This is a genomic window from Lactonifactor longoviformis (genome assembly GCF_042848515.1).
Classification (GTDB): Bacteria; Bacillota; Clostridia; order Lachnospirales; family Lachnospiraceae; genus Lactonifactor; species Lactonifactor longoviformis.
Genome location: NZ_AP031453.1, coordinates 3,542,120 through 3,559,167, shown reverse-complemented (window position 1 = coordinate 3,559,167; position 17,048 = coordinate 3,542,120). Strand labels below are relative to the sequence as shown.

Sequence of the window (17,048 nt, the reverse complement as noted above, 5' to 3'; positions counted from 1 at the left end):
AACTATCATGAAAAAAAGATATAGCAGTGTGGCGCTGACACTTCTTTTGGCAATGGCGCTGTCTGCCTGTGGCAATAGAGCAGGCGAAAATCCATCGGTTTCTTCTGCAATAGAGGAAGATGTACAAAGTGCAGAGGATTCAAATGGAGAAGGCGAAGCTGCTGTGGAGGAAGCTCTGGAGGACGTCTCTAGGGAAGGACAGCAGACATTCACAGGTGAAAGTAAGGATAACAAAGAGGACGCAGAGGGTGGACAAATGCAGGAAATGACAGTAGAAACAGGAGGGCGAAAGTTCCGGGCAGTCTTATATGACAATGAGACGGTCCGTGCGCTTCAGGAGAGGCTTCCCATGACGCTTGATATGGAAGAACTGCATGGAAATGAAAAGTTCTATTATCTGGACGAGGAGCTGCCATCCAATTCTGAAAATATAGGAAATATTACGGCCGGGGATATTATGCTGTTTGGTTCCGATTGCCTTGTTCTGTTTTTTGAAGATTTCAGCACTTCATATAGTTATACACGCATTGGACATATCGAAGAGGAAGAGAAATTTGTAAATGCACTGTCAGAAGGAACTGTGGAAGTAACCTTTGCGGCAGGAGAATAGGAGGAAAAACAATGGATTTTCAATTTGATAAAATTATTGACCGGAGAAATACGGGCTCTATGAAATGGAATGTGAAGCCGGACGAACTGCCCATGTGGGTGGCGGATATGGACTTCCCGACAGCACCGCAGATCAGGTCATGTATTATGGAAAGAGCAGAGCATGGTGTGTTTGGGTATACCCAAGTGACAGATGAGTGGTATCAGGCTTATCAGACATGGTGGAGGGAACGCCACGGCTTTGAAATCCAAAAAGACTGGCTGGTTTTCTGCACCGGTGTTGTGCCTGCCATCTCCAGTATTGTAAGGAAGATGACAACAGTGGGAGAAAATGTCGTTGTCATGACGCCTGTGTACAATATTTTTTTCAATTCTATCTTAAACAACGGGAGAAATGTGCTGGAAAGCAGGCTTCAACACGATGGAGGGGAGTATCAGATTGACTTTGGCGATTTGGAAGAGAAACTTTCCAATCCTCAAACTACGATGCTGATTTTATGCAATCCCCATAACCCAATCGGCAAGATATGGAACAGAGAGACTTTGGAGCGGATTGGCGATTTATGCATGAAACACCATGTACTGGTACTATCCGATGAAATCCATTGTGACCTGACAGAACCGGGATGGGGATATACGCCCTTTGCCAGCGTTTCTGAAAACTGCAGGAGAAACAGCATTACCTGTGTGGCGCCCACAAAGGCATTTAACCTGGCGGGAATCCAGACGGCAGCGGTAATCGTCCCGGAGGACAACCTGCGGCACAAGGTCAGCCGGGGACTGAATACGGATGAAGTGGCAGAGCCGAATGTATTTGCCGCTGTCGCAACAATCGCTGCATTTACCAGCGGCGGGGAATGGCTTGACGCCCTGCGGGAATATCTGTGGGAGAACAGGAGATATGCAGAAGACTATATCGAAAGGGAAGTCAAGGGAATGTCTGCTGTATCCGCCAAAGCTACTTATTTGCTGTGGCTTGACTGCAGGAAGATGATTGGAAATGGAACAGAGTTTTGTCGTTTTATCCGCGGCCACAGCGGCCTTTACCTTTCTGACGGAAACGCGTACCGGAATGGAGAAGGATTTCTGCGTATGAACCTTGCCTGCCCCAGAAAACAGGTGGAAGATGGGTTGAAACGCCTGAAGGAAAGTGTGCAGGCTTATGAGGCATGGGTTTGCAGGCAGTGCTAAGAGGGGTGGTATTGATAAGTGAGAAAAGAATCCTTTCACTCATATTTATTGCTGCGAAAAGAGGACAGCTAAGGGGAAGAATGGAGAACGGGAATTATTCTTCCCCTTAAGGTATTCTCTGTGTTAGCTGGATTTCACTTTATTCCAAAGCTCATTATAATAACTGTCCACATCATCCCCCAGGAAGCGGAAGGTCTCACAGTTTTTCAGATCTTCCCCTGTGGGAAACGCGATGCGGCTGTTTCTGATCTCTTCATCTTCTATGAGCTTACGCCCCTCCAGATTCGGGGTAGAGTAAGTGATGAATTCAAAATTCATAAGGGCAATATCCGGGCGGCAGAGGAAGTTGATAAAGGCTTCTGCGTTCTCCTTGTTTTCTGCATTCTTGGGGATTACCCAGGAATCGATCCAGACATTTGAGCCTTCCTTGGGGATTACATATTCCAAATTGTGGTTTTCTCTCTGCGTATAGATTGCCTCTCCGGAATAAATGACGCCGATGGCAGCCTCATTGCCTATCATTTTATCCCTCACCTGATCAATGACATAAGCCTGAACCAGAGGCTTCTGTTCGATCAGATCATTGGTGGCCCGGGTAAGCTCTCCTACCTCTGTGGAATTCAGAGAATACCCCCGGCGCTTCAGAGCCACGGCAAAGGCATCCCGGACACTGTCCTGCATAAGAATGTTGTCCTTATAAGCTTCATCCCACAGCACATCCCAGCTGTCTATGGGTTCATCCACCATTGTTTTGTTGTAGAGGATGCCCACGGTGCCGAAACAGTAGGGGACTGAGTATTTGTTTTCCGGGTCAAAGCTTTTTGACTGATCCATATAAGTAGGGTCAATATTCTTTATGTTGGGCACATTGTCCCAATTAATCTCCGCCAGAAGGTTGTTCTCAATCATGCGCTGAATCATATAATCAGAGGGACAGACCACATCATAGGCGATGGCATGGGAGAGAATCTTGGGGTACATGATCTCATTGGTTTCATATTCCTCATACACCACATCAATTCCGGTTTCCTTCTCAAACAGTTCGATAGCCTCCGGATCCAGATATTCTCCCCAGTTATATACCACAACCTGTTCATTGGAGGCAGAGGTTCCCTGCACCCGGTAGAAGATTCCGCCGCCCACGATAAGGAGAATAAGTGCCACCGGAATCACCTGGCGCACGGGAAGGCGTCTCTGCTTTGCCGAGGGATCCTTTGTGCGGCTTTTTGGTTCTTTGGGTGAGGTATTTATAAGTATCATCAGAAGGATAACGGTAGCAAACAACAGCGTGGACAGGGCATACATCTCAGGACGTATTCCTTTTCTTACTTCGGAATAAATTTTTGTGGACAGTGTGTCTACTCCAGGTCCCTTGGTAAAATGCGTGATAATAAAATCATCCAGGGACATGGTAAAGGCCATAAGAAATCCGGAAACCACGCCGGGCAGAATATCCGGAAACACCACTTTAAAAAAGGCATACACCGGGGAGGCCCCCAGATCCAGCGCAGCCTCGTAGGTTCGCTTATTGGTCTGCCTGAGTTTGGGCATCACGCTTAAGATAACATAGGGAATGTTAAAGGTGATGTGCGCCAGCAAAATGGTGCTAAATCCCAGGGTAAACCGGCAGGCGATAAACAGCAGCATCAGGGAGATGCCTGTGACGATATCGGCATTCAGCATGGGAATATTGGTGATGCCCATACAGATGGTCCTGGCCCGGGATTTCATGGAATGGATGCCGATGGATGCCGCAGTGCCGATGACAGTCGCCGCAATGGCTGAGACAAAGGCAATAATCAGTGTCGTGTAAAGGGCGTTCATAATGGCATTGTCCTGGAACAGGGAGATATACCATTTTCCCGTGAATCCCCCCCATTTGGCTCTTGATTTAGAGGCATTAAAGGAGAGGATGATCAAGGTTCCGATTGGGGCGTACAGCAGGAATAAAATCAGTCCCAGATAAATCTTTCTGCCGATAAAATGTGTCTTCTTCCGGTTCATCAGAACATTCCTCCTTCCCCGTCTTTGTCGTATTTATTCATCACTGCCATACTCAGGAGAATGAATACCATCATTACCAAAGAAAGACCGCTGCCCACATGCCAGTTGCTGCCCTGCTTGAACTTCTGCTCTATGACATTTCCGATTAGAAGGATTTTGCTTCCTCCCAGGAGGTCGGAGATGACGAAGGTAGTCAGAGCCGGCACGAATACCATAATAATCCCGCTGATGACTCCGGGCATGCTCAGAGGGAGTATAATCTTCCGAAAGGTATAAGCCTCCGTCGCGCCCAGATCCCGGGCTGCATTGATGATGTCTCTGTCGATTTTCAGCAGGGCGTTGTACAGGGGCAGTACCATAAAGGGCAGAAAGTTGTACACCATACCCAGGATAATGGCATAGGGTGTATTGATAATCTGCAGAGAGGGCAGGTGCAGGAACCCAAGTATCTGATTGATCACCCCGTTTTTCTCCAAAAGCGTCTGCCAGGCCATTGTGCGCAGAAGAAAATTCATCCACATGGGAAGAATAAAAATCAGGACAATAAAGCCGGACTGGCTGACATTCATATTCACCAGGATCATGGCCAGGGGATAGGCCAGAATCAGACAGACAGCTGTGCTGATGATGGACAGGATCAGAGAGAGCCCCAGGGCCTTAAAGTTTTCTCGGGTGCCGATGGCCAGGAGATTGCCCAGGGTAAAGCCTCCGTCCTCCCCGGTAAGTCCGTAATAAAATATCATGGCAAGGGGTATGAGGATAAAGGCGGCCGCCCAGATGAGATACGGCCCTGTGAGTAATTTTTTATGACTATTCATCGATGGATACCGCCTCCTCATCCTCAGACTCTGGCTTGTTCATGATCTGTATATCAAAGGGATCTACATGGAGTCCCACCCGCTGGCCCACCGGGGACATGTCGGTACTGTGCACCAGCCAGCAGAAGCCGTTGGCCTCCACCTCCATTTCATAGTGCACACCTTTAAAGATCAGGTGGGTGACGATTCCCTGCATGGTCCCCTGGCTGGGATCCACAAGATCAATATCCTCCGGGCGGATGACCACATCCACCGGTTTGTTTTTGCCAAAGCCCACGTCCACACAGGGGAATTTCACCCCCAGTATCTCCACCAGCTTATCCTCCAGCATGATGCCGTCCAGGATATTGCTCTCGCCGATAAAGTCAGCCACAAACGCATTCTGGGGTTCATTATAGATATCTTCGGGAGTCCCCATCTGCTGAATGTAGCCCTGGTTCATAACAATAATTGTGTCAGACATGGTAAGGGCCTCTTCCTGATCGTGTGTCACATAGATAAAGGTGATTCCCAGTTCGTTTTTCAGACGGATAAGCTCATACTGCATATCCTGCCGAAGCTTCAGATCCAGTGCGCCCAGAGGTTCGTCCAGGAGCAGAACCTTAGGCTCATTGACAATAGCTCTGGCTATGGCCACCCGCTGCTGCTGGCCGCCGCTGAGAGAATCGGGATATCTGCTGCCGAATCCCTCCAGATTTACCAGCTTTAAAGCGTAATGGATCTTATCCCTGATGTAGGTATCCGTCTTTTTTGCTATTTTAAGTCCGAAGGCAATGTTTTCCGCAATGGTCATGTGGGAAAAAAGTGCGTATTTTTGAAATACCGTGTTAAGATTCCGTTTGTTGGGAGGCAGGCTGGTAATATCCTCCCCGTCAAAAATCACCTGCCCCGAATCCGGTGTCTCAAAGCCGCCCATAATGCGCAGGGTGGTAGTTTTGCCGCAGCCGCTGGGGCCCAGAAGTGTCAGGAACTCATTTTCCCTTATGGAGAGATTCAAATTATCTAAAATCACCTGATCATCATAGGATTTCGTTATATCTATCAAATCAATTAAAATACGATCCATTTCCAGTCTCCTTTGTACGGGCGCTTTAACCGCCTGGCAAATAAGATATTTTTCCTTATTTACCAGGCGGCTAAAGTACCATTCTTAGACAAATTATACAGGAAGAGACGGGTATGTCAATACCATTTTTTATGTTTCCCATAATAATAAGAAGAAATTTTACACAGTTTTCTCCTTGGGAGGGAAGATGTTAAAAATACGTAATAAGATTGTGCAAAGAAAAAGTTTGTGGTAGAATGTTTAAAGATTAGTGTAAAGTTAGGAGGGTATTGCATGAATAAAGAGAAATATGTGGCATATGTAGGAACCTATACCCATGGAAGCAGTATCGGAATTCATCTGTATGATCTGAATGTGGAAGAAGGCACGATGAAGGAACGGAAAGTAATTCCTGTCAATAACTCTTCCCATATAGCAAAATCTAAGAACGGCAAATATCTGTACTCTATCGCGGATGAGGGTGTGGCCGTATTCTCCATAGCACCCGACGGTGATCTTACCTTCATCAATCAGGTAGATATCGACGGCATGAGAGGCTGTCATCTGTCCACAGATGTGGATGGCAAATATCTTTTTGTTTCCGGCTATCATGACGGAAAAGTTACGGTGGTACATACCCACAGGGACGGCAGGCTGGGCAGCGTTATGGATGGTGTGTTTCACAGGGGTCTGGGCAGCGTGGCTGAGAGAAACTTCCGTCCCCATGTAAGCTGTGTAAGGCCTACGCCGGACAACAAGTATCTCTGCGCAGTGGACAATGGAATTGATCAGATTAAAATTTACCGGATCAATGACAGAACCCATAAACTGGAGCTGGTGGATGTGCTCAGATGTAAAAGAGAGTCTGCACCCAGAAATATCAAGTTCAGCAAAGACGGCAGATTTGCCTATGTAATATACGAGCTGGCTAATACCATTGAGGTGTATTCCTACGACGGAAGCGGAAAGCTGCCGCAGTTTGAACGCCTCCAGGAAATCAGCGTACTGGCTGCCACAGATGATGAAAAGCACGATGCAGCTTCCGGAATCTGCCTGTCACCGGACGGCAGTCATCTGTTCTGCTCCACAGCGGGGGAGGACACGGTGGGAATGTTTGAAGTAGATCCCGCTTCCGGTCTTCTGGAGAAAAGGTTTGTGCTGCCCATAAGCGGAGAGTACCCCAAGGATCTGGAGATATTCCCGGACGGAAAGCACATTGCAGTTGCCAATCATGCATCCAATACCATTACGACGTTTACAATTGACTATGATAAGAATATTTTAGTTATGAAAGGGAAACCACTGAAAGTAGAGACGCCGAATTGTATCCTCATATCTAAAATAGAAGAAAGCCCTGTGAATTAAGAAAGGAAGTGTTGTTCATGGAAGGTGGGCCTAGTCCTAGGTGGGATAGAATTTTTGAAAAAATGAATACTAAAGTTCTATAGGCAGGATGCGGCCATTTTTCGCTGCCCTCTGTCTGTAGGCAGCGAAAGGAGATAACCATGATTAGAGTTTTTAAGACAATAGATGGAAATATCCATCAGGTAAATGAGGCGACAGAGGGCTGCTGGGTGGCGCTCACAGATCCAACGGCGACTGAGCTGTTCGAGATCTCCAACAAATACGGGATAGAGGTGGACGATCTCAGGGCGCCTCTGGATGAGGAAGAGCGTTCCCGTATTGAAGTAGAGGATGAATATACCTTGATTCTGGTGGATATCCCGGTCATCGAGGAGAGGAACGACAAGGACTGGTATGGGACCATCCCCCTGGGCATTATTGTCACAAAGGAAATGATATTTACTGTCTGCCTGGAGGATACCCTGATTTTGGAGCGTTTTATGGACGGCCGTGTCAGGAATTTCTATACGTATATGAAGACAAGATTTATACTTCAGATTCTGTATAAGAATGCCAGTATGTATCTGCATTATCTGCGTATTATTGACAAGAAGAGCGTGGAGGTGGAAGAAAAGCTCCACCTGTCTACCAGGAACCAGGAGCTGATAGAGCTTCTGGAGCTGGAAAAGAGCCTTGTATACTTTACCACGTCTCTGAGGGCCAACGAGGTGGTTTTAGAAAAACTGCTGAAGGTGGAAAGCATAAAGCAGTATCCGGAAGACACAGATCTTCTGGAAGACGTTATTATTGAGAATAAACAGGCCATTGAGATGTCAAATATATACAGCGGGATTTTAAGCGGTATGATGGACGCTTTTGCCTCTGTAATTTCCAACAATCTGAATATTGTGATGAAGTTTCTGGCAACAGTAACCATTGTAATGTCCATACCCACCATGATTTTCAGCGCGTACGGCATGAATGTCAACAGTGCGGGGATGCCCTTTGCGGGAAGTCCCTACGGATTTCTGATTGTGATTTTACTGTCTCTGCTGTTAAGCCTTGTGGTTGCTTTTATTTTCTCAAAGAAAAATTTATTTTAAGTAAGGAGCATTATGAAGTTTTTCAATAAATTAGAACGAAAATATGGAAGATATGCAATTTCAAATCTGACCAGATATATTATCATCTGTTATGTGATAGGATATCTGCTTGCACTGGCGGCGCCATGGCTTCTTACCATGCTTACCCTGGACCCTGGTAAAATTCTCCGCGGACAGGTCTGGCGTCTGGTAACGTGGGTTTTAATTCCTCCCGGAGGACTAAGCATATTTACTATTATTATGCTGTTTTTCTATTATTCTTTAGGGTCAGCCCTGGAGAAAACCTGGGGGGATTTCCGATATAATATGTATATTCTCACAGGACTTGTGGCAACCGTGATCGGTTCCTTTATCCTGTTTTTTGTGTCAGGGGGCAGCAACTACAGCGGTGCCTTCAGCACCTACTATATTAACCTGTCAATCTTTCTGGCTTTTGCAGCCAGCTACCCGGATATGCAGGTACTGCTCTATTTTGTAATACCCATTAAAATCAAATGGATGGCGTACCTGGATATTGCGTACCTGGCTATTTCCTTCTATCAGTCCGGCTGGGGGGGAAGGGTGGCGATCATCGCATCCTTGTTTAACTTTATTGTATTTTTCTTTGCCACCAGGGATTTAAACCGGATATCGCCAAAGGAAATCCACAGAAAGCAAAAGTTTGCCAAAGCAGTGAATCCCACCCGCACCGGGGACGGGGTGACAAAGCACAAATGCGCAATCTGCGGCAGGACTGAAAAGGACGGAGCCAACCTGGAGTTCCGTTTCTGCTCCAAATGCAATGGGAATTATGAGTATTGTCAGGATCATTTATTTACACATGAACATGTAAAGTAGAGGAGAAAAGGAATCTATGAGAAAAACAAAAATTATTTGTACGATGGGGCCGAACACGAATAAAAAGACAACCATGAGGGCATTAGTAAAGAATGGCATGGATGTTGCAAGATTCAACTTTTCCCACGGAGACCATGCGGAGCAGCAGTCCCGGATTGATCTTCTGAAGAATGTCCGGGAAGAGCTGAATAAACCAGTAGCCCTTCTTTTGGATACCAAAGGTCCGGAGATCCGAACCGGACTGCTGGAAGACGGTAAAAAAGTGACCCTGCGGGAAGGCGAAGAATTTACCCTCTATACCGATGAGATTGCGGGCAATGAAAAAGGATGTTCTATTACGTATCCCGGACTTGTAAGAGATGTTGACGCGGGCAATAAAATCTTAATTGACGACGGCCTGATTGAACTTGAAGTAGAGAAGGCAAAGGCAGGGAAAATTATCTGCAGAGTCTTAAACGGCGGAGAGCTGGGCGAGAGAAAAGGTGTGAATGTGCCGAATGTGAAAGTGAAGCTGCCGGCAATCACGGAGAAAGACAAAGAGGATATTCTCTTTGGGATCCAGCAGGAGTTTGATTTTATCGCTGCATCCTTTGTGCGCAACGCAGCTGCCATCAAGGAAATCCGGAAGCTGCTGCGTGATAACGGCGGAGAGCATATTGCCATCATCGCCAAGATAGAGAACGCAGAGGGCGTGGAAAATATTAACGAGATTATCAGTGTCTCCGACGGCATTATGGTGGCCAGAGGAGATCTGGGGGTAGAGATACCAGCGCAGGAAGTTCCCCATATACAAAAAGAGATTATAAGCAAATGCAACATGAAATACATCCCGGTTATCACAGCCACGCAGATGCTGGATTCCATGATCCGCAATCCCAGACCTACCAGGGCGGAAGTGACAGATGTGGCCAATGCAGTCTACGACGGAACCGATGCGATTATGCTGTCCGGAGAGACCGCTGCCGGCAAATATCCCATTGAGGCCCTTAAGATGATGGGTGAAATCGCAGAGGCCACAGAGCCTTATGTGGATTACCGTTCCCATATGCTGCACAGAAGCATGTTCCGGGAAACCAGCGTATCCAGTGCAGTGGGAATCGCAGCGGTGCAGACAGCCAAGAATATTAATGCAGACTGTATCGTTACACCTACCATTTCCGGACAGACCGCAAGGCTGATCTCCAGTTTCCGTCCGGAGGTACCTATCTATGCAGTGACGCCGAATGAGTCTACCCAGCACAAGATGCAGCTCTACTGGGGCGTGACTCCGTTAAAAGGATACGAAAAGGATACCACAGAGCATATCATTAACCATGCCATGGGTACAGTAAAAAGAAAACGTCTGGTAAAGAAGGGGGATCTGGTTGTATTTACCGCCGGGGATCCTGCAACCAACACCAGAACCGGTGAGGGAGCCATTACCAACATGATGCATGTGGTAGAGGCAAAATAGCAGAAACAAAACGAGGAGATGAAAAAATGACTAAAGAACCTTTCGTTACATACGAAAAACTCAAAGAGATCAATGAAGCTTACCCTACCCCTTTTTATCTCTACGATGAAAAGGGGATTCGGGAGAATGCGCAGGCGGTAAAAGAGGCGTTTTCCTGGAACCCGGGGTTTCGGGAGTATTTTGCAGTAAAGGCGACGCCCAATCCCTTTCTGATTGATATCCTGCGGGAGTATGGGTGCGGCTGTGACTGCTCTTCTATGACAGAGCTTATGATGGCTCATGCCCTGGGCTGCAGACCGGAGGAGATTATGTTTTCTTCCAACGCAACTCCTGCGGAAGAGTATCAGTATGCCAGAGAGATAGGGGCTATCATTAACCTGGATGATATCACTCATATTGATTTTTTGGAACAGGTAACAGGGAGTATTCCGGAAACAATCAGCTGCCGCTATAACCCCGGAGGCTTATTCAAAATCAGCAATGACATTATGGACAACCCGGGGGACGCCAAATACGGCATGACCACAGAGCAGCTGTTTGAGGCTTTCCGTACATTAAAGGCAAAGGGGGCAAAGGAATTCGGGATTCACGCTTTCCTGGCCAGCAATACTGTGACGAATGAGTATTATCCTATGCTGGCAAAGGTGCTTTTTGAGGTTGCAGTTGAGCTTCAGAGAGAAACCGGTGCCCATATTAGTTTTATCAATCTTTCCGGGGGAATCGGAATACCTTACCGACCGGACCAGGAGTCCAATGATATCCGTGTGATTGGGGAAGGCGTCCGCAAGGTATATGAGGAAGTCCTTGTCCCTGCGGGGATGGGAGATGTGGCTCTCTATACAGAGCTGGGACGTTTTATGATGGGCCCTTACGGCGCCCTGGTCACAAAGGCAATCCATGAGAAGCATACCCACAAAGAATACATTGGCTGCGATGCCTGTGCCGTAAATCTTATGCGTCCGGCTATGTACGGGGCGTACCATCATTTGACCGTGATGGGAAAAGAGGATTCCCCCTGTGACCATATGTACGATGTCACGGGTTCCCTCTGTGAAAACAATGACAAATTCGCCATTGACCGGATGCTCCCCAGGATCGACAAAGGGGATCTGCTGTTTATCCATGATGCCGGAGCCCATGGATTCTCCATGGGGTATAACTATAACGGAAAGCTGAAATCTGCGGAACTGCTTTTAAAAGAGGACGGAAGCGTGCAGATGATACGCAGGGCAGAGACTGCAGAGGATTACTTTGCTACCTTTGATTGTTTTGACATCTATCAGAAACTAGTATCTGACAAATAATATACGATAGCAGGGGGAAGCATTTGCTCCCCCCTTTTTTTGTTCATAATATCACTGCCTGCATGAAAGGAAGAAATAATATGGAAGAATTTGCCATTTAATGGTATAATAGATTAGGTTGCATAGTAAACCATTGGAAAGAGGATAAAAGGGAGGAGTCCTACATACGGCAGCATAGTGCGGATCACTGGTTTAGCATTGCCTTCTGGCAGTGCCTTAAGGATTGAGGGAGGAAATGATATGAAGTGTCCAGATTGTGAAGCGGAGATTTGTGCAGGTTTGAAAACCTGCCCGGAATGCGGCTATGATTTCGAGTATGAAAAGGAAAAACAAGAACCGTCTGATGTACCGGAGCTGACAATGCAGGGAGGTCCTGCGGGCCTGACAGACCGAATAAAAGGGAAAGTCTTACTATTGCTGGGAATCGGTGCAGTGGTTCTGGTGATTATCTGTGGAATTGCTGTTTACAGCTGGAACAGTGATTCCGGTGAACAGAATGCAGAAAAAGAATCCGGGACAGGCTTCACGGAGGTACAAAAGAATACTCTGCAGTGCAGTACAGCGGAGGGTAAAGCACAGACTATGGCGTCTGTGCTGTTTTTATTAGGACTTCTTTTCTATAAATGTAAGTGTCAGGCGGTGCATGGCTCTGGTGCAGGCTATATAAAGCAGCCTTCTGTCAAATGCTGAGGACCAGTGTGACTTTTGGCCTCCGGGTATGATGACTTCGTCAAATTCCAGCCCCTTTGCCATCCGTACGGACGTGACAGTAACCCCATTATTAAAGCAGGAACTCTCCGGGGTAAGTAAATGTATCCTGCAGTTCCGGGAAAGAATGTGATACAGATGTTCTGCCTCCTTTCCTGTTTTGAGTATAATGCCCAGAGATGCCAGGCTTCCTGACTCAAAATCACAAATTACCTTTTTTATATACTGAATTTCATCCCCCTCACTTTGCAGGCAGAGAACTTCCGGCTTCTCGCCGTGCCGTTTTACCGCTTCCATGGAGGGGATGTCCTGAAACTGTCTGGCAAAGGTTATAATCTCATAGGTGGAGCGGTAGCTTTTATTCAGTGTAATATATTCAGCTTCCGGATAAAGGCGGCGGATGTCTTCCGGTGTATGCAGATGAGCGGGATTCAGCCCCTGCCCAAAGTCTCCCAGAATGGTCTTGGTGCAAGGGAAGAGAAGATTTATCACTGCATACTGAACAGGAGTATAGTCCTGCATCTCGTCTACGATTAGGTGTTTGGTAAGACGGCTTTCCTTCAGCCCGTCAAACACTGAGGCCAGATACAGATAGGGACAGACATCAGCCCATTCAAGTTTTTTTCCCCCAGAGAGCACAAACATATCAGGGGCGTTTATCGTCCGGTAAAACATTTTGTAGAGTGACAGAGAGCTTTTCACGGTAAGCATGCCGGCAAGGGCTTTTTGAATGGACGCTGCAGAGGGAAGTTCATCCTCCATGATAAGATCTGTTTTTAAACGGTCACAGATGTCCTCTGCAGACAGCAAAAGTCGTTCTCTGACGGAAAGCTTATGATAGGATAAAAAACGTTTTTTGATCCAGGATCCGGCTATGGTATAAGAACCTACAGAATAGTCAGAAGGGTGAAATACCAGTTCCGGCACCTGTTCTCTGTAAGTCTCCAGAAGGGAGAGAAACTGCAGTGTGGATTTGAAGCGCATGCGCTGGGTCCATCTGGCATCCCGCACCTCGAGGGGATCTCTGTCCTCCTCAAATGTAAGGGTATGTCCCAGCTGAATGCCGGCAATCTCTGACAGGCTCAGTTCACAGATAGGTTCTTCCCCCAGTTCAGGAATAACATTCGAGATATAATCCCCGAACACCTTGTTGGGTGACAGAATGGCAATATGATTGGCATTCAGCTGGTCTTTGTACCGGTAGAGGAGAAAGGCTATCCGGTGAAGGGCGATGGAGGTTTTGCCGGAACCGGCTACGCCCTGGATGATAAGAGTCTGTACCTTTTCTTTTCGGATAATCTGATTCTGCTCTTTTTGAATGGTGGAGATAATAGACTTCATCTTCTCGTCAGAAGTATGGCTTAATTCCTTCTGGAGGATATCGTCCTGAACATTGGCGGAGGTTTCCAGGGCGTACTCTATGACGCCGTCTTTAATTTTAAACTGCCTTTTTCTGGTCAGTTCTCCTTCTATCCACCCCTCCGGGGCTTCATACCCCGCAGGCCCCAGTTCACAGTCATAAAACATACTGGATATGGGCGCGCGCCAGTCAAAAATAAGAGGCCGATTTTCACAGAAGAAAGCAGACCTCCCGATATAAAACGCTTCCGGCACCTCCTCTCCCCCGAATCGAAAATCAATCCTTGCAAAATAGGGAGAATCCTTCAGACGTGCCAGTTTGTCCCGGATATCAACGGCAAATGCTCCCGTCTGGTCTGTCTGCTTCAGCAGCAGCTCGTTTTGGAACATTTCGTGGGGGTCAAGCTCTCCCCGGTTTTCTTCCATATATCTTTTGGTATTTCTGTAATCCCTGTCCAGATTCTGCACCGATTCTTCCGCTTTCTCCAGGGCCTCATTCAATTTTGCGAGAACCAGCTCCAAGTGCTTTTGTTCTTCCGGAAAGGGAACGTTGTGCTCTCTACTCATGAGAGGCCTCCTGCCTGAGAATAAACTGCTGGGTGGGATAACCGAACTCTTCCAGCAGTTCTCCTTCAGCAAACCCCAATTCTTTTATCGTCTTACGGTGCCCTGTGTCAGCCCGATCTCCCCTGCGGAATGTGGTAGTGGTGATTTCTCTGCCTTTTAGACACTCGTTCATCACTTTATCCAGAAATGCCCGGGGAATCCCTTTTTTTCTGTACAGGGGATGACATCCCAGGAAATCAATGCTTCCCCTGCTGTAGGAGAAGAGCAGGATTCCAACTGCCGCTTTTCCATCTTTTATGATCAGGGCCTGTCTGGTGCGGATGCGGTGCTTTAGAACGGTGAGATATTCCTCTTCCTTCAGATGGGGAAATCCGTCAATCACAAGACGGACCAATTCCATCCAGCAGGGGATATCTTCTTCTGCAGCAAAGGCAATTTCCCATGAGATATCATTTTTCTGATTCAGCATCTGATAGCATCCCTCCAATTCAAACCTCAGCTGCAGAGGGTAGAACTCCTCGATTTCCCTGTACCGGCTGGGCGGTATCTTGTACATTGCGGTAAATACAGAAGTAAAGGACTGCTGGCTTTCAAAGCCTGTATCCAGGGCAATCGCAAGGATTGGGCGGTCGGAAAAGACCAGCAGTTTAGCCGCCTCAGTAAGCCGTCTCCGCTGCAGATAGTCGTGGATCGTAAGTCCTACGGTGCCGGTAAACATACGGTGAAGGTAATACTTCGAATAGTGAACCGCCTCTGCGACAGCATCCAGATCAGGGGCCTCTGCGAGATGCGACTCAATATAGTCAATGACAGATAAAATACTGCCCACACTGTTATTTGGCATATGTGCAGCCTCCTTTCAAGCATTATTAGGCTGATACAGCAGTTTGTCTTCCGGCTGTTCTGCTGCCAGCAAGAGCATTATACCTGAAAAGTAATCACATTTTTTTATCATTCTTGCTGTTTTAAAGGAAATCTCAGACCCTCCATTCCACTACATCTGAGAATGGCTTTCTGGGCCTGGCAGAGGGAGCTTCCTCAGGATACCCAAGGGAAAGCGCTGCAAAAAGGGTGCCCTGGGGATTCAGCCACGCCTGGAGTTCTTCCAAAGCAAAAAAGATATCACAGATCCACAAGCTTCCCAGGCCCAGCCCGGCTGCTGCCAGGGTCATATTCTCAATGGCAGCTCCCACAGACTGTGCATTGCAGATCTCAAAAATCCGGTCTTCTTCCGTCAGTGGTTCTGACAGGTTAAGCCCGAGAGGGTTGGTGATAAAAATAGTAACCGGAGCCTGTCTCATGATTTCCAGAGTATTCCGTGCTCCCCCAAGATACTGCCGGCAGCCGGGAAGAAGAGGGCTTCGGGATTCCCGGTCCAGTCCCTGCTCCATGGCTTTTAGCATATCAGACTTAGAATCCCCGGAGACTACCGTGAATTTCCATGGCTGTCTGTTTTTGGATGAGGGGGCAAGGATTCCGGCCTGCAGGATCTCTTCGATGAAAGGCCGGGGTATGGGAATGTTTTTATATTTTCGGATACTTCTTCTTTCTGCTATGGTACTCAGCATATTGTATTAACCTCCTAATATTGTAATGACACTGGGTCTACGGACATTTCTACCCTTACTGCGAACCAGCTCTGTAGGATACCGGACATTAATCTGTATAACGCCCCGGCAGTTTGACGATCAGATGGTTTCATACAGGAAGTTCTCCTGAATCGTTTGATCGAATTTTTTCAGAAACACCTCTGTGGCTTTGGAAACCATCCGATTCTTTTTCCAGATAATGTTATTGCTGGTTTCGAACCATGGCTTGAGGGGGATAAACTTTAAACTGTTGTATACACTGGTATCTACATCTGTGTTGAGACAAAGGGGATATCCCAATCCTGCCTGTGACATTTTAACAGCGCTTCTGATTAAGGTATGGTTACTTACGATGGAAAGGGAATCAAAGCTGTCTCCAAGCCAGCCGGAGATTTCACTTCTTATAAAATCAGACTCCACAACAGACAAGGGAATTCTTTTCAGGTCCTCCCTTGTGATGGATGTATGGTCATACCATTCCGAGCCTTTGGGGGCAACGATTCCCCAGGTTGACGTGAATGGCAGGGGGCGGCATACTAAGTCATTTCTCATGGGACTGCCTGCGATTATAAAGTCCACATTGCCCTGGATTAAGGATTCAATCAGAGTCCGGGAGTTCCCGTTTACAAAGTTAAACTTTATTTTCGGATACATTTCGTGTATCTCTTTTGCTGTGCGCGATAACAGTCTTAGCGCAGGCGGTCTGTTTGCACCCACATGAACCGTGCCGGTTACAGTAGAGTCGCTGTGAGCGACATCGTTTGCTGTCTTGTCTACAAGATTGATGATCTCAATTGCCCGTTCAAAGAATATGCTTCCCTCTTTTGTCAGAGAAATCCCATGATATCCCCGGCTGAACAGTTTTTTTCCAAGCTCAGTTTCAAGGCTTGCGATCTGCCTTGACAGGGCAGGCTGGGTAATGTGAATCTCTTTTGCAGCACCTGCAATAGAACCTGTACGGACAATTGTAACAAAATATTTGATGACTCTTAATTCCATAGAAATCTCCTTTTGGCCGGATAGTAGTCGCTGTACAGTAAATGTATAATAAAAAGTTATAGTTCCGTATAAATTATAAGCATTTGTATCTTATTTGTAAAGTAGTTATAATAAAATC

Annotated in this window: 15 protein-coding genes; 8 read left to right on the top strand and 7 right to left on the bottom strand. The window is 47.0% G+C overall.

Features of this window, described 5'->3' with window-relative positions:
- Positions 1 to 7 precede the first annotated feature (7 nt).
- A complete protein-coding gene (locus tag ACGHCT_RS16200; RefSeq protein WP_390436837.1) occupies positions 8 to 610 on the top strand; it encodes a cyclophilin-like fold protein in 603 nt (200 codons plus the stop codon).
- A gap of 11 nt (positions 611 to 621) precedes the next feature.
- Positions 622 to 1,800 (top strand): MalY/PatB family protein, encoded by a 1,179-nt coding sequence (locus tag ACGHCT_RS16195; RefSeq protein WP_390436835.1) that lies wholly within the window; start codon positions 622 to 624, stop codon positions 1,798 to 1,800.
- 123 nt (positions 1,801 to 1,923) lie between these two features.
- Here the strand turns inward: ACGHCT_RS16195 and ACGHCT_RS16190 are convergent, their stop codons facing one another.
- The 3 genes from ACGHCT_RS16190 to ACGHCT_RS16180 are packed head-to-tail and all read right to left on the bottom strand — an operon-like array spanning position 1,924 to position 5,688.
- The gene (locus ACGHCT_RS16190; protein WP_072848487.1) at positions 1,924 to 3,804 is read right to left on the bottom strand and encodes an extracellular solute-binding protein; all 1,881 of its coding nucleotides are present in this window, start codon (positions 3,802 to 3,804) and stop codon (positions 1,924 to 1,926) included.
- On the bottom strand, positions 3,804 to 4,643 hold the full coding sequence (locus ACGHCT_RS16185) for an ABC transporter permease (RefSeq protein WP_341443309.1): 840 nt from the start codon (positions 4,641 to 4,643) through the stop codon (positions 3,804 to 3,806). Before ACGHCT_RS16185 ends, ACGHCT_RS16190 begins: the two co-directional genes overlap by 1 nt.
- Entirely contained in the window at positions 4,615 to 5,688 is a 1,074-nt protein-coding gene (locus tag ACGHCT_RS16180) for an ABC transporter ATP-binding protein (RefSeq protein WP_072848483.1), read from the bottom strand. Before ACGHCT_RS16180 ends, ACGHCT_RS16185 begins: the two co-directional genes overlap by 29 nt.
- Before the next feature lie 273 nt (positions 5,689 to 5,961).
- Between ACGHCT_RS16180 and ACGHCT_RS16175 the strand changes: the two genes are divergently transcribed.
- From ACGHCT_RS16175 to ACGHCT_RS16150, 6 genes are all read left to right on the top strand, one after another.
- A complete protein-coding gene (locus ACGHCT_RS16175; RefSeq protein ID WP_390436833.1) occupies positions 5,962 to 7,032 on the top strand; it encodes a lactonase family protein in 1,071 nt (356 codons plus the stop codon).
- A gap of 140 nt (positions 7,033 to 7,172) precedes the next feature.
- Positions 7,173 to 8,114: a magnesium transporter CorA family protein gene (locus tag ACGHCT_RS16170; protein WP_072848480.1), complete on the top strand. Its 942-nt coding sequence runs from the start codon at positions 7,173 to 7,175 to the stop codon at positions 8,112 to 8,114.
- Positions 8,115 to 8,126: 12 nt separating this feature from the next.
- Entirely contained in the window at positions 8,127 to 8,951 is an 825-nt protein-coding gene (locus ACGHCT_RS16165) for a hypothetical protein (RefSeq protein WP_072848478.1), read from the top strand.
- A 16-nt stretch (positions 8,952 to 8,967) separates the two neighbouring features.
- Positions 8,968 to 10,404: a pyruvate kinase gene (gene pyk / locus ACGHCT_RS16160; protein ID WP_072848476.1), complete on the top strand. Its 1,437-nt coding sequence runs from the start codon at positions 8,968 to 8,970 to the stop codon at positions 10,402 to 10,404.
- Positions 10,405 to 10,430: 26 nt separating this feature from the next.
- Complete coding sequence (locus tag ACGHCT_RS16155; protein ID WP_072848474.1) at positions 10,431 to 11,708, top strand: diaminopimelate decarboxylase; 1,278 nt, start codon at positions 10,431 to 10,433, stop codon at positions 11,706 to 11,708.
- A 240-nt stretch (positions 11,709 to 11,948) separates the two neighbouring features.
- Positions 11,949 to 12,398 carry a hypothetical protein gene (locus ACGHCT_RS16150; RefSeq protein WP_390436830.1) on the top strand — a complete coding sequence of 150 codons (450 nt, stop codon included), beginning with the start codon at positions 11,949 to 11,951 and terminating at the stop codon, positions 12,396 to 12,398.
- Here the strand turns inward: ACGHCT_RS16150 and ACGHCT_RS16145 are convergent.
- The 4 genes from ACGHCT_RS16145 to ACGHCT_RS16130 all read right to left on the bottom strand — a co-directional run bounded on the left by ACGHCT_RS16145 (position 12,312) and on the right by ACGHCT_RS16130 (position 16,930).
- Complete coding sequence (locus tag ACGHCT_RS16145) at positions 12,312 to 14,342, bottom strand: HelD family protein (RefSeq protein ID WP_390436828.1); 2,031 nt, start codon at positions 14,340 to 14,342, stop codon at positions 12,312 to 12,314. The genes ACGHCT_RS16150 and ACGHCT_RS16145 overlap by 87 nt on opposite strands.
- Complete coding sequence (locus ACGHCT_RS16140; protein ID WP_390436826.1) at positions 14,335 to 15,186, bottom strand: helix-turn-helix transcriptional regulator; 852 nt, start codon at positions 15,184 to 15,186, stop codon at positions 14,335 to 14,337. Before ACGHCT_RS16140 ends, ACGHCT_RS16145 begins: the two co-directional genes overlap by 8 nt.
- Positions 15,187 to 15,319: 133 nt before the next feature.
- Complete coding sequence (locus ACGHCT_RS16135) at positions 15,320 to 15,910, bottom strand: nitroreductase family protein (RefSeq protein ID WP_390436824.1); 591 nt, start codon at positions 15,908 to 15,910, stop codon at positions 15,320 to 15,322.
- A 120-nt stretch (positions 15,911 to 16,030) separates the two neighbouring features.
- Positions 16,031 to 16,930, bottom strand: coding sequence for a LysR family transcriptional regulator (locus tag ACGHCT_RS16130; protein ID WP_390436823.1), 900 nt, complete (start codon positions 16,928 to 16,930; stop codon positions 16,031 to 16,033).
- Positions 16,931 to 17,048 lie beyond the last annotated feature (118 nt).

What these genes read in the sequence shown, in the direction of transcription:
- ACGHCT_RS16200 (WP_390436837.1), top strand. Translation starts at nt 8, where the DNA reads ATGAAAAAAAGATATAGCAGTGTGGCGCTGACACTTCTTTTGGCAATG.
- ACGHCT_RS16195 (WP_390436835.1), top strand. Translation starts at nt 622, where the DNA reads ATGGATTTTCAATTTGATAAAATTATTGACCGGAGAAATACGGGCTCT.
- ACGHCT_RS16190 (WP_072848487.1), bottom strand. Translation starts at nt 3,804, where the DNA reads ATGAACCGGAAGAAGACACATTTTATCGGCAGAAAGATTTATCTGGGA.
- ACGHCT_RS16185 (WP_341443309.1), bottom strand. Translation starts at nt 4,643, where the DNA reads ATGAGGAGGCGGTATCCATCGATGAATAGTCATAAAAAATTACTCACA.
- ACGHCT_RS16180 (WP_072848483.1), bottom strand. Translation starts at nt 5,688, where the DNA reads ATGGATCGTATTTTAATTGATTTGATAGATATAACGAAATCCTATGAT.
- ACGHCT_RS16175 (WP_390436833.1), top strand. Translation starts at nt 5,962, where the DNA reads ATGAATAAAGAGAAATATGTGGCATATGTAGGAACCTATACCCATGGA.
- ACGHCT_RS16170 (WP_072848480.1), top strand. Translation starts at nt 7,173, where the DNA reads ATGATTAGAGTTTTTAAGACAATAGATGGAAATATCCATCAGGTAAAT.
- ACGHCT_RS16165 (WP_072848478.1), top strand. Translation starts at nt 8,127, where the DNA reads ATGAAGTTTTTCAATAAATTAGAACGAAAATATGGAAGATATGCAATT.
- pyk (WP_072848476.1), top strand. Translation starts at nt 8,968, where the DNA reads ATGAGAAAAACAAAAATTATTTGTACGATGGGGCCGAACACGAATAAA.
- ACGHCT_RS16155 (WP_072848474.1), top strand. Translation starts at nt 10,431, where the DNA reads ATGACTAAAGAACCTTTCGTTACATACGAAAAACTCAAAGAGATCAAT.
- ACGHCT_RS16150 (WP_390436830.1), top strand. Translation starts at nt 11,949, where the DNA reads ATGAAGTGTCCAGATTGTGAAGCGGAGATTTGTGCAGGTTTGAAAACC.
- ACGHCT_RS16145 (WP_390436828.1), bottom strand. Translation starts at nt 14,342, where the DNA reads ATGAGTAGAGAGCACAACGTTCCCTTTCCGGAAGAACAAAAGCACTTG.
- ACGHCT_RS16140 (WP_390436826.1), bottom strand. Translation starts at nt 15,186, where the DNA reads ATGCCAAATAACAGTGTGGGCAGTATTTTATCTGTCATTGACTATATT.
- ACGHCT_RS16135 (WP_390436824.1), bottom strand. Translation starts at nt 15,910, where the DNA reads ATGCTGAGTACCATAGCAGAAAGAAGAAGTATCCGAAAATATAAAAAC.
- ACGHCT_RS16130 (WP_390436823.1), bottom strand. Translation starts at nt 16,930, where the DNA reads ATGGAATTAAGAGTCATCAAATATTTTGTTACAATTGTCCGTACAGGT.